Here is a 17802-nt window from a genome sequence, read left to right on the forward strand (position 1 = left end):
CGAGCCTGCGGCCGCGGAATCGAAGAAGAAGTTCGGTGGCTGACACCGAGCTGCTGGTAGCGAGCCGGAACGCGAAGAAGTTGCGTGAACTCCGGCGGGTGCTCGACGCCGCCGGAGTGGCCGGGATCGAGCTGGTCGGCCTCGACGAGGTGCCGCCGTTCCCGGAGGCACCCGAGACCGGAGCGACTTTCGAGGAGAATGCACTCGCCAAGGCGCGTGACGGAGCTGCGGCCACCGGATTACCTTGTGTGGCAGACGATTCCGGAATAGAAATCGATGCCCTGAACGCGATGCCAGGGGTGCTCTCGGCTCGCTGGTCCGGTACACACGGGCAGGACGAGGCCAACATCGCACTGGTTCTGGCGCAGTTGAGTGACACCCCCGACGAGCGTCGCGGAGCCGCATTCGTCTCGGCGTGTGCGCTGGTGATTCCCGGCGGCACCGAGACCGTGGTTCGCGGTGAATGGCGCGGAGTAGTGGGCCGAGAGCCGGTGGGGGAGAACGGCTTCGGCTACGACCCCATTTTCGTGCCCGAGGGCGACGGCCGCAGTGCCGCGCAACTGAGCCCGGACGAGAAGGACGCCGCCTCACATCGCGGTAACGCACTGCGAAAGCTCGTTCCGGCGCTCGAAGAACTGACGGGGCGGTAGCTCGTGGCGATGCGAACCGTTCTGACGCGGACGTCGGTTGTGTTCGCCGCCGCTGCGCTGTGCCTGGCAGTTGCCCCGGCCTCCGCGGCACCGGCCGCGGGCTCCTTCGCCGAGGCGTTCGCCTACTCGATCGCGCACCCGGGCGTGACTCCTCCGGGCTCGAACGACTTCTCGTGTGTTCCGAGCGCGCAACACCCGGAGCCGGTGGTGCTGGTGCACGGCTTCCTGGAGAACTCCTACGACAACTGGGCATCGCTGTCGCCGAAGCTGGCCGAAGCCGGATACTGCGTGTTCGCGATCGACTACGGCAACACCGGCCCGGTTCGGGCGTTCGGTGCGCTCGAGCCCATCCCGGAGAGTGCCGCGGAACTGTCGACGTTCGTCGATTCCGTGCTCGAGGCAACAGGTGCGCAGAAGGTGTCGATCGTCGGCCACTCGAAGGGTGGCACGGTGCCGCGCTACTACGCCCGCTTCCTCGATGGAGACCGAACGGTGGCGCGCATCGTGGCTTTGTCTCCGCCGAACTACCCGACGGCGGGCCCGCCGGTGCAGGACGACGTGCTCGAGCGACTGAACGAGGGCAGCGACACCGTCTCGGGCATCGAATACACGACGATCGTCACCCGTTACGACCAGATCGTCGTTCCGTACACTGCCTCGCTGCTCAGCGGCGCAGGAAACACGAATGTGGTGTTGCAGGACGTGTGCCCGGCCAACACCGTCGAGCACACCGGAATCTCGTACGATCCGCTTGCTCAGCGGCTGGTGCAGAACGCACTGGATCCGGAGAACGCACAGCCGATCAACTGCTGAGGTCAGACGCCGAAATCGGCTTTGACCTGCTTGGTGCGCTTGTGCTCGACGTAGAACGACAGGAACGGGATGGTCCCGGCGAGCAGTGTGCCGATCGTGCGGGCAGCAGGCCACCGTACCTTGATCGCCAGATCGACGGTCAGCACGAGATACACGAGGTAGACCCAACCGTGCACGACGGCAATCCAATTGGGCACGTTCTCGACCTTGAATATGTACTTGGCGACCATCTCGGTCACGAGAACGAGCAGCCAGATTCCCGTGGCGTACGCCAGAACGCGGTAGCGCAGCAACGCGGACGCGATCTTCTGTGTCTTGTTCGCAGACGCCTGCGTCTTCTCCGGTGCCGAACTCACGTGGTGCTCCTGTCGGTCCCGCGGGATTCGTTCAGCTCCGCGAGGTAGCTGTTGTATTCGAGTAGTTGCCGAGCCTCGGGATCGTCGAGGTCTCGGGCGTCCGCCGCAGGCGCGCTGCGCTGGGGGAGCAGGTCGAGGGGCACCTCTGTGGGTCCGTCGGGTCGCGCTGCTGCCGCCTCGTCCGGGTCCTCGTCTTCGAGGCGGACGAACTTGCGGTAGGCGTAGATCACGAACACTGCGAACAGAGGCCATTGAAAGGCATATCCGAGGTTTTGGCCGTTTCCGCCCACTGCCTCGAAGCGCTCCCACTGCCACCAGCCGAGGCCCAGACACACCGCCGCGGACACGATGACCAGCGCGATCAGTGCTGGCCGACGGTTCGGGCGGGATGAAGTCACCCCTCGACGGTACCGGAGGTACTACTACTGCAGGTAGTCGCGTGCTGCGGCCCGGCGGTGATTCTCACCATGGACGGTTCGAGTTCGGCTCACGCCCGACGACGGTTGGCCCGTGCCTGGGCGAGTTGCTCGGCACCGGGCCCGGTCACGTCCGCCAGGGCGCTGCTGCGTCCGGTCAGAACCAGTGCCAGGGTGCCGGCCGATCCTTCGATGACCGGGCCCTCGCCGCGGCTCCAGTCGAGATCGGTCGCGCGCCACTGCAGTCGAAGCTCGGGGCCTTTGAACGGTGCGGCACCGCTCGCGGGCACCAGGAAGTCGAGCATCGTGATCATGCGGTGGTCGGGGACGTGGTGTTCGATTCCCAGCGGCGTGCACAGGTCCAATCCGTGCACGATGACGTCGGACAAGGGGGCCAGCGGACCGTGGCCAGGCGGGGTGAATTTCTTGTCGGCGTGGGCGGTGAGCAAGGCGGGCAATTCGTCCTCGTGCTCGCGACGAACGCGCGTGGTCATCAGTTGATTGGCTCGGTCGAAGTTGCCTCGGGTGCGCACCATGACGAGTCCGAACTGCCAGAGCGGGACGATCAGTGGCACCACCAGATGGGCGGCGACGTCTCGGACGGTCCAGGCCTCGCACAGTGATGGGGCGTCCCATTGTTCGGGGGTGAGAGTCTCGAGAGTTCTTGCGAGAGAACGTCTCTCGTCTGCGATCTCGGCGAAGATCGTGTCGTTCGATTCCTCGGGCATTCGAACCACCTTCTCACGTCGGAACCTGCAGAAGTCTCGAGAAAAGCCGGGCCGAACGACCGTGGTGCGCGAGGGGGGACTTGAACCCCCACGTCCTGAGACACTGGAACCTAAATCCAGCGCGTCTGCCAATTCCGCCACTCGCGCGTGCCGGTGAAGTCTACAACCCGGATGGTTGTTGTCAGTGCCGCGGTCTGCTCGACTGTGTGCCCACGTCATGCGGTGTACACCGTACGGTGTCGCTACACTCGCCGAGTGGCATCGAAAAAGGACGTCCCCTTCGACCCGGCCCGGATACTCGGGCTTCTGTGGCGAGTCGGTGCCAAGCCGAGTCGGACCGGACTGAGCGTGGATGCGATCGTCGATGCCGCCATCGAACTGGCCGATGCGACCGGTCTGGAGTCGGTGTCGATGCGGAACGTGGCACAGCATCTCGGTGTCGGCGCGATGTCGCTGTACACACATGTGCCGGGCCGGGAAGAGCTGGCCGATCTGATGATCGATCGAGCGCTTGCGGGTCTCTACTCGCACGTCGACGAGCCGGCCTCCGTCGCCGGCGGATGGCGTCCAGCGATGCGCTTCGTTGCCGAGCGCAATTGGTCTCTGTATCAACAACATTCGTGGCTTCTCGAGGCGGAGGGGGCACGGCCCGTGCTCGGTCCGCACACCAACGACAAGTACGAGGCCGAGTTGCGCCCTCTCGAAGGCATCGGCCTGGGCGACGTCGAGATCGACTCCGTTCTCACTCTGGTTCTCACTCACGTCTCCGGTACCGCGCGAGCCCTGGCCGGCGTGACCCGTGTCAAGGAGCAGTCGGGCATGTCCGACGCCCAGTGGTGGGCGGCTACCGCGCCGATCCTCGAACGGGTGATGGACCGCGAGCGCTTTCCGGTGTCGTCTCGGGTCGGGACGGCCGCGGCGACGTCGTACGACGCCGCCAGCGACCCCGTGCACGCCTACCGGTTCGGGTTGGAGTGCATTCTCGACGGTGTGGAGGCGATGATCTCGCGAAGTCAGCCCGTCGGTCGAAGTGCCGCCTCGGAGTGACGCTTCTTCGGCCTGCGTAACTTGTGTTGATATCGCCAGATTGCGTGCTCGAGTGAGGCGAGTTCGGTGCTCAGTGCGTCCGCGGTCGTTGCAAGGATCACGGACGCGCGATCCTCGGCAATGCCGACGGACAGGTTCTGGTGGAGCGGTTCGAGCGCGTCGGCGACGAACGAGTTCAGATGTTCGGTCGCCTTGTCGGTGCGCACTCCCAGATGCATGAGCATGCACTCCCAGGTGGTCTCGCCGAGCCCGGGAATTGCGCAGAACGCCTCGAATTGGTGCTCGGTGTGCTGCACGAAGTCGCTCGAACGACTCAGGCCCACCGAGATCAACGTCCGAGCGGCCACGGCAGCGGCAGCACCCTTGGTTCGACTGTTTCCCGGAACCAGTTGACGGTTGGAAAGAATCTCGACGAGTAGATCCGGGCTGTTGGTCAGTTCGGCGAGGGTTGTCAAGTCGTCGAGTCGGTTATCGCCGCGATGCGATCGCCATCGCTGGACCACCGCACGGACCCCGCTCGAAGGGCCGCCGTAGGGAGCGCGCGCCGAGAAGATCGCATCCAGCAACGCCACCTCGCTCTCGCCCCGCCACCCCGGTGTCCAGTGTGGCGAACAAGATTGCGGCGCATGCGATTCGATGTGCAGAAGCATCGCGTCGAGCTCGTCCTCGGTGCAGATATCCGTTACCGATGAATACATGAATTCCCCCCGGATTTCGTCGACCGCTCTCCCGGCGAGCGGCTCGTTCGCACAAGGTAGAGGACCGCACCGACAGGGTTGGGAGCTGCTCATCTGTGCTCGAGATCACATCACGAAAAGATAACGAAAAATGCGAGGCTTTCCTCATGTTCTGGCATCCCGCTCGACGCTCTCGCCAGCGTGGATACGGGTTACCGACGAGTCGGGTAAACGAAAGGTAAAGCCGCTTCGAGTGACGTACTCGCTGGTAGCACTCGGACGTCCGAGCAAACCTGAGGATTTCCTCATGATTTTGTGTCAACCTTGAGCAGCGCGGAGGAGACCTGTCGACGAAGACCGGCTCACCGCTTCGACCCTGTAGCCCACGACGCCATGGGGCAGTCATCACAGCGAACGCCCCGACCCCCGAGGCGTCCACGAGAGGAATCTTCAGCCTTGACGATCAACGAGAGCACACCATCACACGGACGAGGCTCGCGAAGCACCGGCAACGCAGACAAATCCCCTAGAAGCAATGGCGGCTCTCGGACTCTGGCAGATCGTTTCGCCGCGGGCGAGCCGTACGCGTTGGCCTTCGGCGGCCAGGGCGCACCGTGGCTCAGCTCCCTCGAGGAATTGGCTCGCGACTCCGCGCTCGAACCCGAACTGACCGATCTCGTCAACGAGGCAGCAGTCACTCTCGCGCCCGTGGCAGACGAGCTGCTGGTCGTGCGCTCGGTCGGCTTCGACCCGATCGGCTGGATGCTCGAACAGGACCTCGCCGACGACGACACCGTCGGCTCGTACGGACCGTCCGAGGCGGCACTGACCTCCGCTGCCGTCTCGCTTCCCGGAGTGTTTCTCACCCAGGTCGCAGCACTGCGTGCGTTGAAGTTGCAGGGGCTCGATCCGGCCCAGACCCCGCCCGTCAAGGTCGTCGGACACTCGCAGGGTCTCATCGCCGCCGAGTCCGTCGCAGCCGATGGCGCACAGGATGCGAACTTCCTGGCTATCGCCCAGCTCGTGGGTGCAGCGGCAGGTCTCGTCGGCCGCCGCCGCGGCATCATCGGTGCCGGAGACCGCGCGCCGATGGTCTCGGTTGCCAACGTCGAACCCGCACGACTGCAGGCGATCATCGCCGAACTCGCGATCGACGGAGCGCCGGAGCGATCCGCAGCTCTCGCCATCCGCAACGGCCGTCGTCGCGTCGTACTCTCCGGGCCGCCGGCCCAGCTGGCTCGCGTGCAGGAGAAGTGCGAGCAGATCGCTGCCGAGGAAGAGCGTGACCGCGACGCCAAGAAGCGTGGCGGTGCCGTGTTCGCCCCGGTCTTCGAGCAGCTTCCCGTCGAGATCGGCTTCCATCACCCCGCCCTGGCAGATGCCGTCGAACTCGTCAGCGCCTGGGCGCAGCGTTGTGGGCTCGACATCGACCTCGCACGCGAGCTCGCACAGAAGATCCTCGTCGACTCCGTGGATTGGGTCGACGCCATCGACGGTGTCGTCGATGCCGGTGCCGACTGGATTCTCGATCTCGGTCCGGGCGACCTGCTCACCCGCATGACCACCCCGGCGTTGCGTGGACAGGGCGTTGGCATCATCGCCGCGTCCTCGCGCGGTGGCCACCGCAACCTGCTCACTCCGGGAGCTGCTCCCGAGGTCCAGCCCGCATGGTCCGCCTACGCCCCCACTCCGGTCACGTTGCCCGACGGCCGCGTCGTCGTCGAGACCTCGTTCACCAAGATGACCGGACGTTCGCCGATCCTGCTCGCCGGCATGACGCCGACGACGGTCGACGCCAAAATCGTTGCCGCAGCTGCCAACGCAGGCCACTGGGCCGAGCTCGCCGGTGGCGGTCAGGTCACCGAGGACATCTTCACCGACCGCGTCGCCGAGCTCTCCACACTTCTCGAGCCCGGCCGCGCAATTCAGTTCAACTCGCTCTTCCTCGATCCGTACCTGTGGAAGCTGCAGCTCGGCGGACGCCGCATCGTGCAGCGCGCTCGCGCGGCGGGTGCGGCCATCGACGGCGTCGTCGTCACCGCAGGCATCCCGGAACTCGAAGAGGCAGTGGCCCTCATCGAAGAGCTGTCCGAGGCAGGCATCAGCTACGTCTCGTTCAAGCCCGGCACCGTCGCGCAGATTCGCGCCGTCATCCGTATCGCCAACGAGGTTCCCTCGTACCAGGTCAACGTCCACATCGAGGGTGGCCGCGCAGGCGGACACCACTCGTGGGAGGACCTCGACGACCTGCTGCTGACCACCTACGCGGAGCTGCGGTCACGGCCCAACCTCGTCGTCTGTGTCGGCGGCGGCATCGGCACACCCGAGCGGGCAGCGGAGTACCTCACCGGAACCTGGTCGGCTGTGCACGGCTACCCGAAGATGCCGCTCGACGGCATCCTCGTCGGCACTGCAGCGATGGCAACCCTGGAGGCCACGACGGCTCCCGAGGTCAAGCAGCTTCTGGTCGACACACCCGGAACCCCCGACTGGGTCGGTGCCGGTACCGCGAACGGCGGAATGGCCTCGGGCCGTAGCCAGCTCGGTGCCGACATCCACGAGATCGACAATGCGGCATCGCGGTGCGGCCGACTGCTCGACGAGGTCGCAGGCAACGCCGACGCCGTGGCCGAGCGTCGCGACGAGATCATCGCCGCACTCGACGGCACCGCCAAGCCCTTCTTCGGCGACGTCGCCGAGATGACGTACCAGCAGTGGCTCGTTCGCTACCTCGATCTGGCCATCGGGACCGACTCGCGCAGCGACTTCGATTGCGGCGGCGAGTTCACCGATGCCGTGTCCGAGGCACGCGAGTCGGTGTGGCTCGACGTCACCTGGCGTACCCGCTTCCTGGAGATGCTGCAGCGCGCCGAGGCTCGGCTGCACCCCGTCGATCGCGGACCCATCCCCACCTTGTTCGCCGATGCCGAGGTTCTCGAACGCCCGCGTGCAGCTCTGAAGTCGCTGCTCGCACAGTTCCCGGACGCCGCCGACGTGGTTCTGCACCCGGCCGACATCACCTTCTTCACCTCGCTGTGCCGCATGCCCGGCAAGCCGGTCAACTTCGTCCCCGTCGTCGACGGCGACGTGCGCCGCTGGTGGCGCAGTGACTCGCTGTGGCAGGCACACGACGCTCGCTACTCGGCCGATCAGGTCTGCATCATCCCCGGTACCGTCGCCGTCGCGGGCATCACTCGCGTCGACGAGCCCGTGGGCGAGCTGCTCGATCGCTTCGAGAAGGCCACCGCGGATCAGCTTCTCGCCGAGGGCGTCGAGCCCACGGCCATCGCGAGCCGTCGCCACGCCGAGATCGCACCCGGACTGCTCGGCATCGTGCTGGCTGCTCCCGACGTCACCTGGGCCTCGCGGATGACGCAGAACCCCGTTGCACGCTTGGGTGATCCGGCCGACTGGACCGTGGAGTCCGAGACGGTCGCGGCGCACCCGCAGACCGGCTCGACGCTGACCGTGCTCGATTCCGAGCACGTGGAGCTGCTGGTTCCGCTCGCCCCGGGCAAGGAAGTACGTATCCGCCTGACGGTTCCGGCCTCCACGATCGACGGCGGCGCTCCCGTCGTCACCGCGCAGGACGCACAGCAGGCCATGTCGGCTCTGCTCGGAGTTGCTGCAGGCCAGGACCTTCCGGCCGTCAAGGGCGGCGTCGCCCGGCTGAACATCGCATGGATCCCCGATCTGATCGCCGATCACGCAGGCGTCACCGGCTCCGGCCTGCCGGATTCGCTGACCGTCAGCGGCAAGGCCGTTCCCGACGTTCTGGTCGGTGCCTGCTGGCCCGCCGTCTTCGCCGTCCTGGGTGCCACCCGCAACGCCGAGGGCATCGACGTCATCGAAGGCATGCTCGACCTGGTGCACCTCGACCACAGCGTCAACCTGGTCGGCGAATTGCCCACCGACACCTCGATTCTCGTGGTCAAGGCTGCGGCCGGAGAGGTGCTCGACACCGACCTCGGCCGCGTCGTCGAGGTCACCGTCGAGATCGGTGCCATGCTCGGCGAGGGGCTCGACGCTCCCGCCGTCGCAACTCTCGTGGAGCGCTTCGCCATTCGCGGACGCACCGGCAAGGGTGAGCTGACCGATCCGGCCCGCGCCGGCGGCTCGGTGAGCGCCGACGCCAAGGACACCCCGCGTCGTCGCCGCCGTCAGGCAACCATCGTGGCCCCGCGCAACATGGCCGCGTTCGCTCAGGTCTCGGGCGATCACAACCCCATCCACACCTCGGACGCCGCGGCGCTGCTCGCCGGCCTCGGCAGCCCGATCGTGCACGGCATGTGGCTCTCTGCTGCCGCACAGCAGACGGTGACCGCAGTCGACCACGCGGACACCAAGACTCCGCCGCGTCGCCTCACCGCATGGACCGCGCGCTTCCTCGGCATGGTTCGACCCGGAGCGGAGATCGATGTTCGCGTCGACCGCACCGGATTCGACCAGGGTGCCGAACTGATCGAGGTTTCCTGCCGTGTCGCAGGCGAACTGGTCATGGTCGCCACCGCTCGCACCGCGCCGCCGAAGACCGTCTACGCGTTCCCGGGTCAGGGCATCCAGCGGGCGGGCATGGGCCTGGACGCTCGGTCTCGCTCGAAGGCCGCACGTGAGGTGTGGGATCGTGCCGACAAGCACACCCGCAGCGCACTGGGCTTCTCCATTCTCGCTGTGGTGCGCGACAATCCGACGTCGCTCAAGGCGCGCGGCGTCACCCACAAGCACCCCGACGGTGTGCTGCACCTGACGCAGTTCACCCAGGTTGCGATGGCCGTTCTCGGCGTCGCACAGGTTGCCGAACTGCGTGAATCCGGTGCGTTCGTGGAGAACTCGATTCTCGCGGGCCACTCGGTCGGTGAGTACAACGCTCTCGCAGCCGTTGCCGGTGTGCTCCCGCTCGAAGCCGTCCTCGAGGTCGTCTTCCAGCGTGGTTCGGCCATGCACGCGCTGGTTCCGCGTGATGCCAGCGGCCGCAGTGACTACCGCATGGCAGCGATCCGCCCGTCGCAGATCGGCTTGGCCGATCAGGACGTGCAGGGCTTCGTCGCCGGTGTCGCAGAAGAATCCGGTGAGTTCCTCGAGATCGTCAACCTCAACCTGCGCGGTTCGCAGTACGCCATCGCAGGCACGGTTGCCGGCCTCGGCGAGCTGGAGAAGAAGATCGCGATCCGCCGAGCGGAGTTCGGTGGCAAGGCCGCCTACATCATGGTTCCCGGCATCGACGTGCCGTTCCACTCCACGGTGCTACGCGGCGGAGTCGACGATTTCCGCAACCGCCTCGAGACGCTGCTCCCCGAGCAGATCGATCCGGCGATCCTGGTGGGGCGCTACATCCCCAACCTGGTGCCCAAGCCGTTCTCGCTCGAGCGCGAGTTCGTTCAGGAGATCGCCGATCTGGTTCCGTCCGAGCCGCTGAACACCGTTCTCGCAGAGTTCGATTCGTGGGCAGCACGGCCGAGCGCTCTGTGCCGGGTGATCCTGACCGAGCTGCTGGCATGGCAGTTCGCCAGCCCGGTGCGCTGGATCGAAACCCAGGACCTGCTGTTCGCAGACGAGTCCGACGGCGGCATGGGCGTCGAGCGCTTCGTCGAGATCGGCCTGGGGGCAACCCCGACCGTGGCCAACCTCGCGTCGCAGACCCTCAAGCTGCCGGGCCGCTTCGGCCACCCGGTCGAGGTTCTGAACCTCGAGCGCGAGGCTGCGATCATCTACGGCACCGACACCGATCCGGCTCCGGCCGACGAGGAAGAGTCGACACCCGTGGAGGCCGCTGCTCCGGCGGCAGCTGCAGCTCCGGCCGCAGCACCCGCTCCGGCATCAGCACCGTCGGGCGGACCTCGTCCGGACGACATCGCGTTCGTCGCCGCAGATGCAACCAAGATCCTCATCGGTCTGTGGACCAAGCTGCAGCTCGATCAGATCGGGCCTGCCGACACCATCGAGGCTCTGTGTGACGGTGTGTCCTCGCGTCGTAATCAGCTGCTCGTCGACCTCGGTTCCGAGCTCTCGCTCGGTGCCATCGACGGTGCAGCCGATGCCGACATGGGTGCGCTCTCGGGCACGGTGAACAAGCTGGCTCGTACGTACAAGCCGTTCGGTCCGGTGCTCAGCGACTCCATCAACGACCATCTCCGCAAGGTCTTCGGCCCCTCGGGTCGACGCCCGGCCTCGATCGCCGATCGCGTCAAGAAGACCTGGGAACTGGGCGACGGCTGGGCGCACCACGTCACCGCCGAGGTCGCTCTCGGTACCCGTGACGGTGCCTCGGTTCGTGGTGGCGCGCTCGGTGGCCTGGCCGACGGCGCTCTCGCCGACGGCAACGCAGTCGACAACGTCATCGACGCGGCCGTGGCCGCGGTGGCCGCACGCCGCGGCGTTGCAGTCTCGATGCCGCAGGCAGGCGGCGGAGCCGGCGGAACCGTCGACGCTGCTGCTCTCGGTGAGTTCACCGAGCACATCACCGGCCGCGACGGCGTCCTCGCCTCCGCAGCCCGGTTGGTGCTCGAACAGCTCGGACTGGCCGATGCGCCCAACGCACTGCTGGCCGAGGATCCCGACGCCGCTCTGGTCGAGCTGGTCTCGGCCGAGTTGGGATCCGACTGGCCTCGCCTCGTCGCGCCGGCGTTCGACGCCAAGCGCGCCGTCCTGATCGACGACCGCTGGGCCACCGCCCGTGAGGACCTGGCCCGGTTGTGGCTCGGTACTGCAGGCGACGTCGCCGTCGAGTCCTTCGCCGGTGCCGGCAATGCCGTTGCAGCTCAGGCACAGTGGTGGAAGGCCAAGGCCGACTACGAGAACAAGGCAGTGCTGGCCGAAACCTTCGGACGCATCGCGGACATCGCGGTCGTATCCGAGGACAAGGGCCCATGGGCCGACGAGGTCGCAGTGGTCACCGGCGGCAGCAAGGGCTCCATCGCAGCTGCGGTGACGGCCAAGCTGCTGGCCGGGGGAGCGACGGTCTTCGTCACCACCTCCAGGCTCGACGACGAGCGACTCGGCTTCTACCGCAGCCTCTACCGCGACAGCGCACGGAGCGGAGCGTCGCTCTGGGTGGTTCCGGCCAACATCGCGTCGTACACCGACGTCGATGCTCTCATCGAGTGGATCGGTAGCGACTACATCGACACTGCCGGTGGCGCAAAGACTCTCGTCAAGGCCGCCACGACTCCGACGATGCTGTTCCCGTTCGCGGCTCCGCGGGTCATGGGCGAGATGTCCGACGCCGGAGCTCGCGCCGAGATGGAAATGCGCGTGCTGCTCTGGTCCGTCGAGCGTTTGATCACCGGACTGTCGAAGGTCGGTTACGACACCGACATCGACACTCACCTGCACGTGGTGCTGCCGGGATCGCCGAACCGCGGAATGTTCGGTGGAGACGGTGCCTACGGCGAATCGAAGGCCGCACTCGACGCAGTCGTCGCCAAGTGGGGCTCGGAGAAGAACTGGGCCGAGCGGGTGTCCATCGCCCACGCTCACATCGGGTGGGTGCGCGGCACCGGCCTGATGGGTGGCAACGATCCCATCGTCGAGGCCGTCGAGGCCGAAGGCGTTCGCACCTGGTCCACCGACGAGATGGCGACCGAACTGCTCGAACTGTGCACACCTACCGCTCGCCGTCAGGCTGCGCAGGAGCCGATCGTCGTCGATCTCACGGGCGGCTTGGCCAACACCAAGCTCAACCTCGTCGAGCTCGCTCGGGACGCGGCTGCGGCCGCTGCCGAGAAGACCGAAGAGGCAGTGGACAACTCGGTCATCGCGGCGCTGCCCGCACCGCCGCGGCTGTCCACGTCGACCACGGCTCCGGCCTGGCCGACACTGGACGTCGACCCGAAGGACCTGGTCGTCATCGTCGGCGCGGGCGAGCTCGGACCGTACGGTTCGGCACGTACCCGCTTCGAGATGGAGGTCGACGAGCAGCTCTCTGCCGCAGGCGTTCTCGAACTCGCTTGGAACACCGGCCTCATCGCCTGGGAGAACGATCCCAAGCCGGGTTGGTACGACATCGAGTCCGGTGACCTGGTGCCGGAGGAGGACATCGCCGACAAGTACCACGACATCGTGGTCGAGAAGTGCGGTATCCGTACCTACGGCGACGACGGCGCGATGGTCGGCAACACCGCTCCGCTGATGACCTCGATCTTCCTCGACAACGACCTCACGTTCGTGGTCGGAACCGAGATCGACGCCCGGTCGTTCGCAGCAGCGGACCCCGAGCACACGCTCATCACCCCGGTTCCGGATTCGAGCGACTGGCAGGTCACCCGCAAGGCGGGCACCGAGATTCGCGTTCCGCGCAAGATGAAGCTCACCCGCACCGTGGGTGGACAGATTCCCACCGGATTCGATCCCACCAAGTGGGGCATCTCGCCCGACATGGCCAGCTCGGTCGACCGAGTCGCCCTGTGGAACATCGTCACCACGGTCGACGCGTTCATCTCCTCGGGCTTCAACCCGTCGGAACTGATGCGCTGGGTGCACCCCACGTTGGTCGCCAACACACAGGGCACCGGCATGGGCGGCATGGAATCGATGCGCTCGCTGTACATCGACACCTTGCTCGGCGACGCTCGTGCGAACGACATCCTGCAGGAAGCTCTGCCGAACGTCGTTGCTGCGCACGTGGTTCAGTCGTACATCGGTAGCTACGGCGCGATGGTTCACCCTGTCGCCGCCTGTGCCACCGCGGCGGTCTCCGTCGAAGAAGGCGTCGACAAGATCAAGCTGGGCAAGGCGCAACTCGTGGTCGCCGGCGGCTTCGACGACCTGAGCACCGAGGGCATCATCGGCTTCGGCGACATGTCGGCCACCGCGGACTCGGCAGCGATGACCGCCAAGGGCATCAGCGATCGACGGTTCTCGCGGGCCAACGACCGCAGGCGCGGTGGATTCGTCGAATCCCACGGCGGCGGAACGATTCTGCTCGCTCGCGGAGACCTGGCACTCGAGATGGGCCTGCCGGTCCTCGGAGTGGTGGCCTACGCACAGTCGTACGGCGACGGAGTGCACACGTCCATCCCGGCTCCGGGGCTCGGCGCGCTCAGTGCCGGTCGCGGCGGCAAGGATTCGGCGCTCGCGCTTTCGCTGAACGCACTGGGCGTCAGTGCAGACGACGTGGCCGTGATCTCCAAGCACGACACCTCCACCGCAGCCAACGATCCGAACGAGGCGGAACTGCACACTCGCCTCGCCAAGGCCATCGGCCGTTCGGACGGCGCTCCGCTGTTCGTCGTCTCGCAGAAGAGCCTCACCGGACACTCGAAGGGTGGAGCGGCTGCCTGGCAGCTGATCGGCCTGTGCCAGGTGCTGGCCAACGGTGTCATTCCGCCGAACCGCAGCCTCGATTGCGTCGACGACAAGATGACCGGCTTCGAGCATCTGGTGTGGGCACGGGAGCCGTTGCGCTTCGGTGACTCGGTGCCGCTCAAGGCAGGTCTGCTCACCTCGCTCGGATTCGGCCACGTGTCCGGACTCATCGCTCTGGTGCACCCGCAGGCGTTCCTCGAGGCCGTTCCGGCGGACCGACGTGCGCAGTACATCGCGAAGGCGAACGAGCGTCGCATCGCCGGTCAGCGCAGGCTGATCTCCGCGATGGTGGGAGGAGACTCCCTCTACGAGCGGCCGGACGATCGACGGCTCGGACATGACGGGACGCCGGCCAAGGCGTCACGCGAACTGGAGGCAAACGTGTTGCTCAACGAGTCCGCTCGCCTCGGCGCGGACGATGTCTACTCCTCCGGTCTGCCGGGTGCCATCTGATGGCGATCCTGGGAGTGGGTTTCGACCTGGTGACGGTGTCCGACTTCGCCGAGCAGATGGAGAAGGTCGGCACGACGATGATCCGCGACAGCTTCACCGCGGGCGAGCGGCGTCATGCAGCAACGAAGAGTTCCGACCCGACCCGCCACTACGCGGCTCGGTGGGCCGCCAAGGAAGCGGTGCTGAAGGCATGGGCGACATCGCGATTCGCGCGTCCGCCGCAGATCGGCGACAACCCGTATCCGTTGATCGAGGTCGTCAACGATGCGTGGGGTCGGCCGTCGATCAAGTTGCACGGGATGGCACAGGAGTTCCTGCCGACGGTGAAGATTCATCTGTCGCTGACACATGACGGCGACATCGCCGCCGCGGTGGCGATTCTGGAGGAGTGAATTCGCTCCGAGAACGAGTCAGGCCCGTCCGATCCAGGTGATCGGGCGGGCCTTTCGTCTGTGCGGGCTCGGGTTGCTCAGGCTGGTTCGCTCTCGTTCGTCGAGCCGCCGGAACGCCTGCTCTCCTTCTCGGCGACGAGCAGATACGCCATCATGATGCGTTTGAGCTCGGCGACGGCGTCCTCGTGGCTCTGGCCGTCCTGCACGGAGAAGTTGAGCATCGAGTAGACGATGTGCACCAACACCTGAGCCATGAGGTTGCGGCGGTGCCGTGGCGTGCGCGGAGTGAGCGGTCCGAGCATGCGCGAGACCTGCTCGGCGAACTCCCGCTCGTGAATCACCCCGGTTGCGCGCGTCGACGGTGTCGATTGCATGGCGAGCCACACTTCACGGCGCGACGGATCGGTCATCCACATGCCGGCCATGTGGTCGACGAAGTTGTTCAGGAACCGCACCCAGTCCAGGGACGGGACCTCGCCGTCGAACTCGGCGAGTTCCTGTTGGACCCCCACGAGGTCCTGGCGGTTGAGCTCGCAGACGATGACGTACTTGTTGGCGAAGAACTGGTACAGCGTGCCGATCGGCAGTTCGGCGCGTGACGCGACTTCCTCGCAGGTGAACGACTCGAAACCCACATCGCTGAGCAACTCGCGTGAGGCCTGCAGCAGTGCGTCGAACTTCCGTTGGCTGCGTTCCTGGGTGGGTCGTCGTCGTGGCATCAGTTCCTGTGTCTGTGCCGTCGACTCGAGCGCGGCGTCGAGACGGCGCGAGGACTGGGCACGAGCAGAGGATTCCACCCGGTCAGGCTATCCGGCGCGGGTGCTCGTTATCCACAACGGTCCGGTAGGTCACTCCCACCGGTTCCGGTTTCGGGGTCGGACACGCGTGTTTCAGCTGGAGGTATGGAAGAAACCTGGGGTCGACGACAACTGCTGGTTCCCCATACTGTGACAAACTCCAAGGCCGATTCGGACCAATTTAACCGTCAACAGGTATGGTTCAGGTAACAGAATCAAATTCCGTGCAGGGTGATCGTCGTTCGGATCCGCTGGATGACGTTCATGGTCGGGTGCCTCCACCCTGAGCACAGGGAGACTGCCATGGCAACTATTGGTATAGCGATCGAATCTGGCTCGATGCAGGCAATTCTTGTCGAGCCCACCTCAGGCGAGGTACTCGCCGACCGTACGACCCCGCTCGACCCCGACGCGGCCTCGGTTCTGCCCAAGGCGATCGAGACGATGCGCGCCGAGGCGGCGACACTCGACACACAGGTGGACGTAGTAGGCGTGGTGTACCGAACCGAGGACGAGCGCGCCGAGTTCGCAGCCGCCTTGGGCGACGAACCCGCAGTGCTGTCGTCCGCGTCCGAGGCATTCCTCGGCTGGCTCGCGACGTCGAAGGAATTCGCCGACGCGAACACCGTCCTTCTCTACTACATGGGCGACACGGGCGTCTCCATCTCTCTCGCCGACGCAGCGCACGCCTCCATCACCCCGGCCAAGACCGCTGCGCTGGACTCGATGTCGCCCGAGCGCATCGGCAGCACCATCCCACTGGCGTGGGAAGTGGTGGATCAGTCCGGAAAGAAGCCAGAGTTCGTGGCCCTCTTCGGCGACTCGTCGAGCAATCGAGACCTGGTGGACATCCTGTCTCTCGGACTCGGTGTACCCGTGGTGCGCGTCGGTGACGCGGACCAGGTCGCGGCGCGAGGAGCTGCGCTGCTGGCACACCAGGACGAGCCGGCTGCGGTTGCCACCGCGCAGGCGGCGACCAATGATTCGGAGCCAGACGGGGCCGCCGACACCGAGGTCGGGGCAGTCGACCAGGCCGACCAGTCCGACGCCGACATTGCCGACTCCGAGCCCGAGGAGACCGTCGAGGTAGCGAAGGATACGGATCTCGACACGGTGGTAGTGCCGCTTCCGGTGCCTGCAGCGCCCTCGGCTATCGGCACGAAGCCGGCCCGGTCGGGAGGCTCCGGGCGCAAACTCGTGTTCGCCGCAGTGCTGCTGGCCGGAGTGCTCTCCGCAGGTGTCGCGGTCGCTGCGACGTTGCCGGGTGAATCCGAGACGACCGCCGAGCAGGTCGTCGATCGACGCGATGCCGGTGCGGATCTGGCGGGGGCAACCAGGCAGGTGGATCCGACGACGTCCGATCCGGGTGCGGTAGTGGTTGCGCCGGTGCCGGCGATTGCGCCGCCGCCCGAGACGATTCCTCCGACGATGGACCCATCGACAGTTGTCGAGCCGGCACCGACGACCGAGGCGTGGGCGACGCAGGAACCGCCGCGTCAGGCTGTGGCGGCCCCGCAGCCGGTACTGTCACCGACCACGGTGGCCCCTCCGCAGTTCACCGTTCCTGTTCCCGTTCCGGAGCCGGGCAAGTCGCCCGAACAGCTCGAGCAGGAAGCGTGGGATCGGCACTGGCAGCAGACCGGTGAGTGGATTCATCAGGAGTTCTCCGGCCGCTGACGGTGAATCGTTCTCGAGACGAGTGATGACAGACTGGCTACGGCCCGTCTGTCATTTTCTCGTTTGGAGGACTCATGCCCGCCGATCCGCGACCCGTCGACGTTCGATCTGCGATCGCATCGCAGATGCCCCGAGCGAAATCCGAGTTGTCAGAGTTGGTCCGCTTCACCTCGGTGCACGATCCACGGCAGTTTCCGGCCGAGGAATGCACCGGTGCGGCGCAGTGGGTGCAACGGGCCTTCGTCGACGCAGGCATTCCCGACGTCCAGCTGATCGAGACGATCGACGGCTCACTGGCCGTCGTCGGTTCACGGCCGGCTCGGGCAGGAGCGCCCACCGTTCTGCTGTACTCGCACTACGACGTTCAACCTCCGGGTGACGGAAAACTTTGGGACAGTGAGCCTTTCGATCTGACTGAACGGGACGGTCGTTGGTACGGGCGGGGTTCGGCGGACTGCAAGGGCAACGTGATCATGCATCTGCTGGCGCTACG

12 protein-coding genes and 1 tRNA gene are annotated in these 17802 nt (G+C 66.2%); 7 read left to right on the top strand and 6 right to left on the bottom strand.

Annotated features, from left to right (window positions below; translation table 11 throughout):
- The first annotated feature begins 35 nt into the window (after positions 1-35).
- Positions 36-650 carry an RdgB/HAM1 family non-canonical purine NTP pyrophosphatase gene (gene rdgB / locus CH256_RS24605; protein ID WP_094670995.1) on the top strand — a complete coding sequence of 205 codons (615 nt, stop codon included), beginning with the start codon at positions 36-38 and terminating at the stop codon, positions 648-650.
- A 9-nt stretch (positions 651-659) separates the two neighbouring features.
- Positions 660-1463 (top strand): esterase/lipase family protein, encoded by an 804-nt coding sequence (locus tag CH256_RS24610; RefSeq protein ID WP_094671003.1) that lies wholly within the window; start codon positions 660-662, stop codon positions 1461-1463.
- A 2-nt stretch (positions 1464-1465) separates the two neighbouring features.
- Here CH256_RS24610 and CH256_RS24615 read toward each other — a convergent pair whose 3' ends face one another.
- The 4 genes from CH256_RS24615 to CH256_RS24630 form a co-directional block, all read right to left on the bottom strand.
- Complete coding sequence (locus CH256_RS24615; protein ID WP_068050412.1) at positions 1466-1819, bottom strand: DUF3817 domain-containing protein; 354 nt, start codon at positions 1817-1819, stop codon at positions 1466-1468.
- Positions 1816-2217: a transcriptional regulator gene (locus CH256_RS24620; RefSeq protein WP_179272215.1), complete on the bottom strand. Its 402-nt coding sequence runs from the start codon at positions 2215-2217 to the stop codon at positions 1816-1818. The genes CH256_RS24615 and CH256_RS24620 overlap by 4 nt, the downstream gene beginning before the upstream one ends.
- 89 nt (positions 2218-2306) lie before the next feature.
- Positions 2307-2963 carry a maleylpyruvate isomerase family mycothiol-dependent enzyme gene (locus CH256_RS24625; RefSeq protein ID WP_094671007.1) on the bottom strand — a complete coding sequence of 219 codons (657 nt, stop codon included), beginning with the start codon at positions 2961-2963 and terminating at the stop codon, positions 2307-2309.
- A 62-nt stretch (positions 2964-3025) separates the two neighbouring features.
- A tRNA-Leu gene (locus CH256_RS24630) sits at positions 3026-3110 on the bottom strand.
- A gap of 108 nt (positions 3111-3218) precedes the next feature.
- On the opposite strand from CH256_RS24630, the gene CH256_RS24635 reads away from it, so the two are divergent.
- Positions 3219-4010, top strand: coding sequence for a TetR/AcrR family transcriptional regulator (locus CH256_RS24635; RefSeq protein ID WP_094640443.1), 792 nt, complete (start codon positions 3219-3221; stop codon positions 4008-4010).
- Here CH256_RS24635 and CH256_RS24640 read toward each other — a convergent pair.
- Positions 3977-4708: a hypothetical protein gene (locus CH256_RS24640; protein ID WP_094670997.1), complete on the bottom strand. Its 732-nt coding sequence runs from the start codon at positions 4706-4708 to the stop codon at positions 3977-3979. The two genes, CH256_RS24635 and CH256_RS24640, sit on opposite strands and share 34 nt — an antisense overlap.
- Positions 4709-5143: 435 nt before the next feature.
- Between CH256_RS24640 and CH256_RS24645 the strand changes: the two genes are divergently transcribed.
- Both CH256_RS24645 and acpS read left to right on the top strand, forming a co-directional pair.
- Entirely contained in the window at positions 5144-14443 is a 9300-nt protein-coding gene (locus CH256_RS24645; protein WP_094670999.1) for a type I polyketide synthase, read from the top strand.
- Entirely contained in the window at positions 14443-14835 is a 393-nt protein-coding gene (acpS, locus tag CH256_RS24650) for a holo-ACP synthase AcpS (protein WP_008715184.1), read from the top strand. The genes CH256_RS24645 and acpS overlap by 1 nt, the downstream gene beginning before the upstream one ends.
- A 77-nt stretch (positions 14836-14912) precedes the next feature.
- Here acpS and CH256_RS24655 read toward each other — a convergent pair whose 3' ends face one another.
- Positions 14913-15554, bottom strand: coding sequence for a TetR/AcrR family transcriptional regulator (locus CH256_RS24655; protein ID WP_149406378.1), 642 nt, complete (start codon positions 15552-15554; stop codon positions 14913-14915).
- A gap of 417 nt (positions 15555-15971) precedes the next feature.
- Here CH256_RS24655 and CH256_RS24660 point away from each other — a divergent pair, with 417 nt between their 5' ends.
- Together CH256_RS24660 and CH256_RS24665 are read left to right on the top strand one after the other, a co-directional pair.
- On the top strand, positions 15972-17309 hold the full coding sequence (locus CH256_RS24660) for a hypothetical protein (RefSeq protein ID WP_094671001.1): 1338 nt from the start codon (positions 15972-15974) through the stop codon (positions 17307-17309).
- 74 nt (positions 17310-17383) lie between these two features.
- On the top strand, positions 17384-17802 hold a 419-nt coding region (locus tag CH256_RS24665), incomplete at its 3' end, for a M20/M25/M40 family metallo-hydrolase (protein ID WP_143536669.1).

The sequence above is a fragment of the Rhodococcus sp. 05-2254-6 genome (genome assembly GCF_002258565.1).
Taxonomy (GTDB): domain Bacteria; phylum Actinomycetota; class Actinomycetes; order Mycobacteriales; family Mycobacteriaceae; genus Rhodococcoides.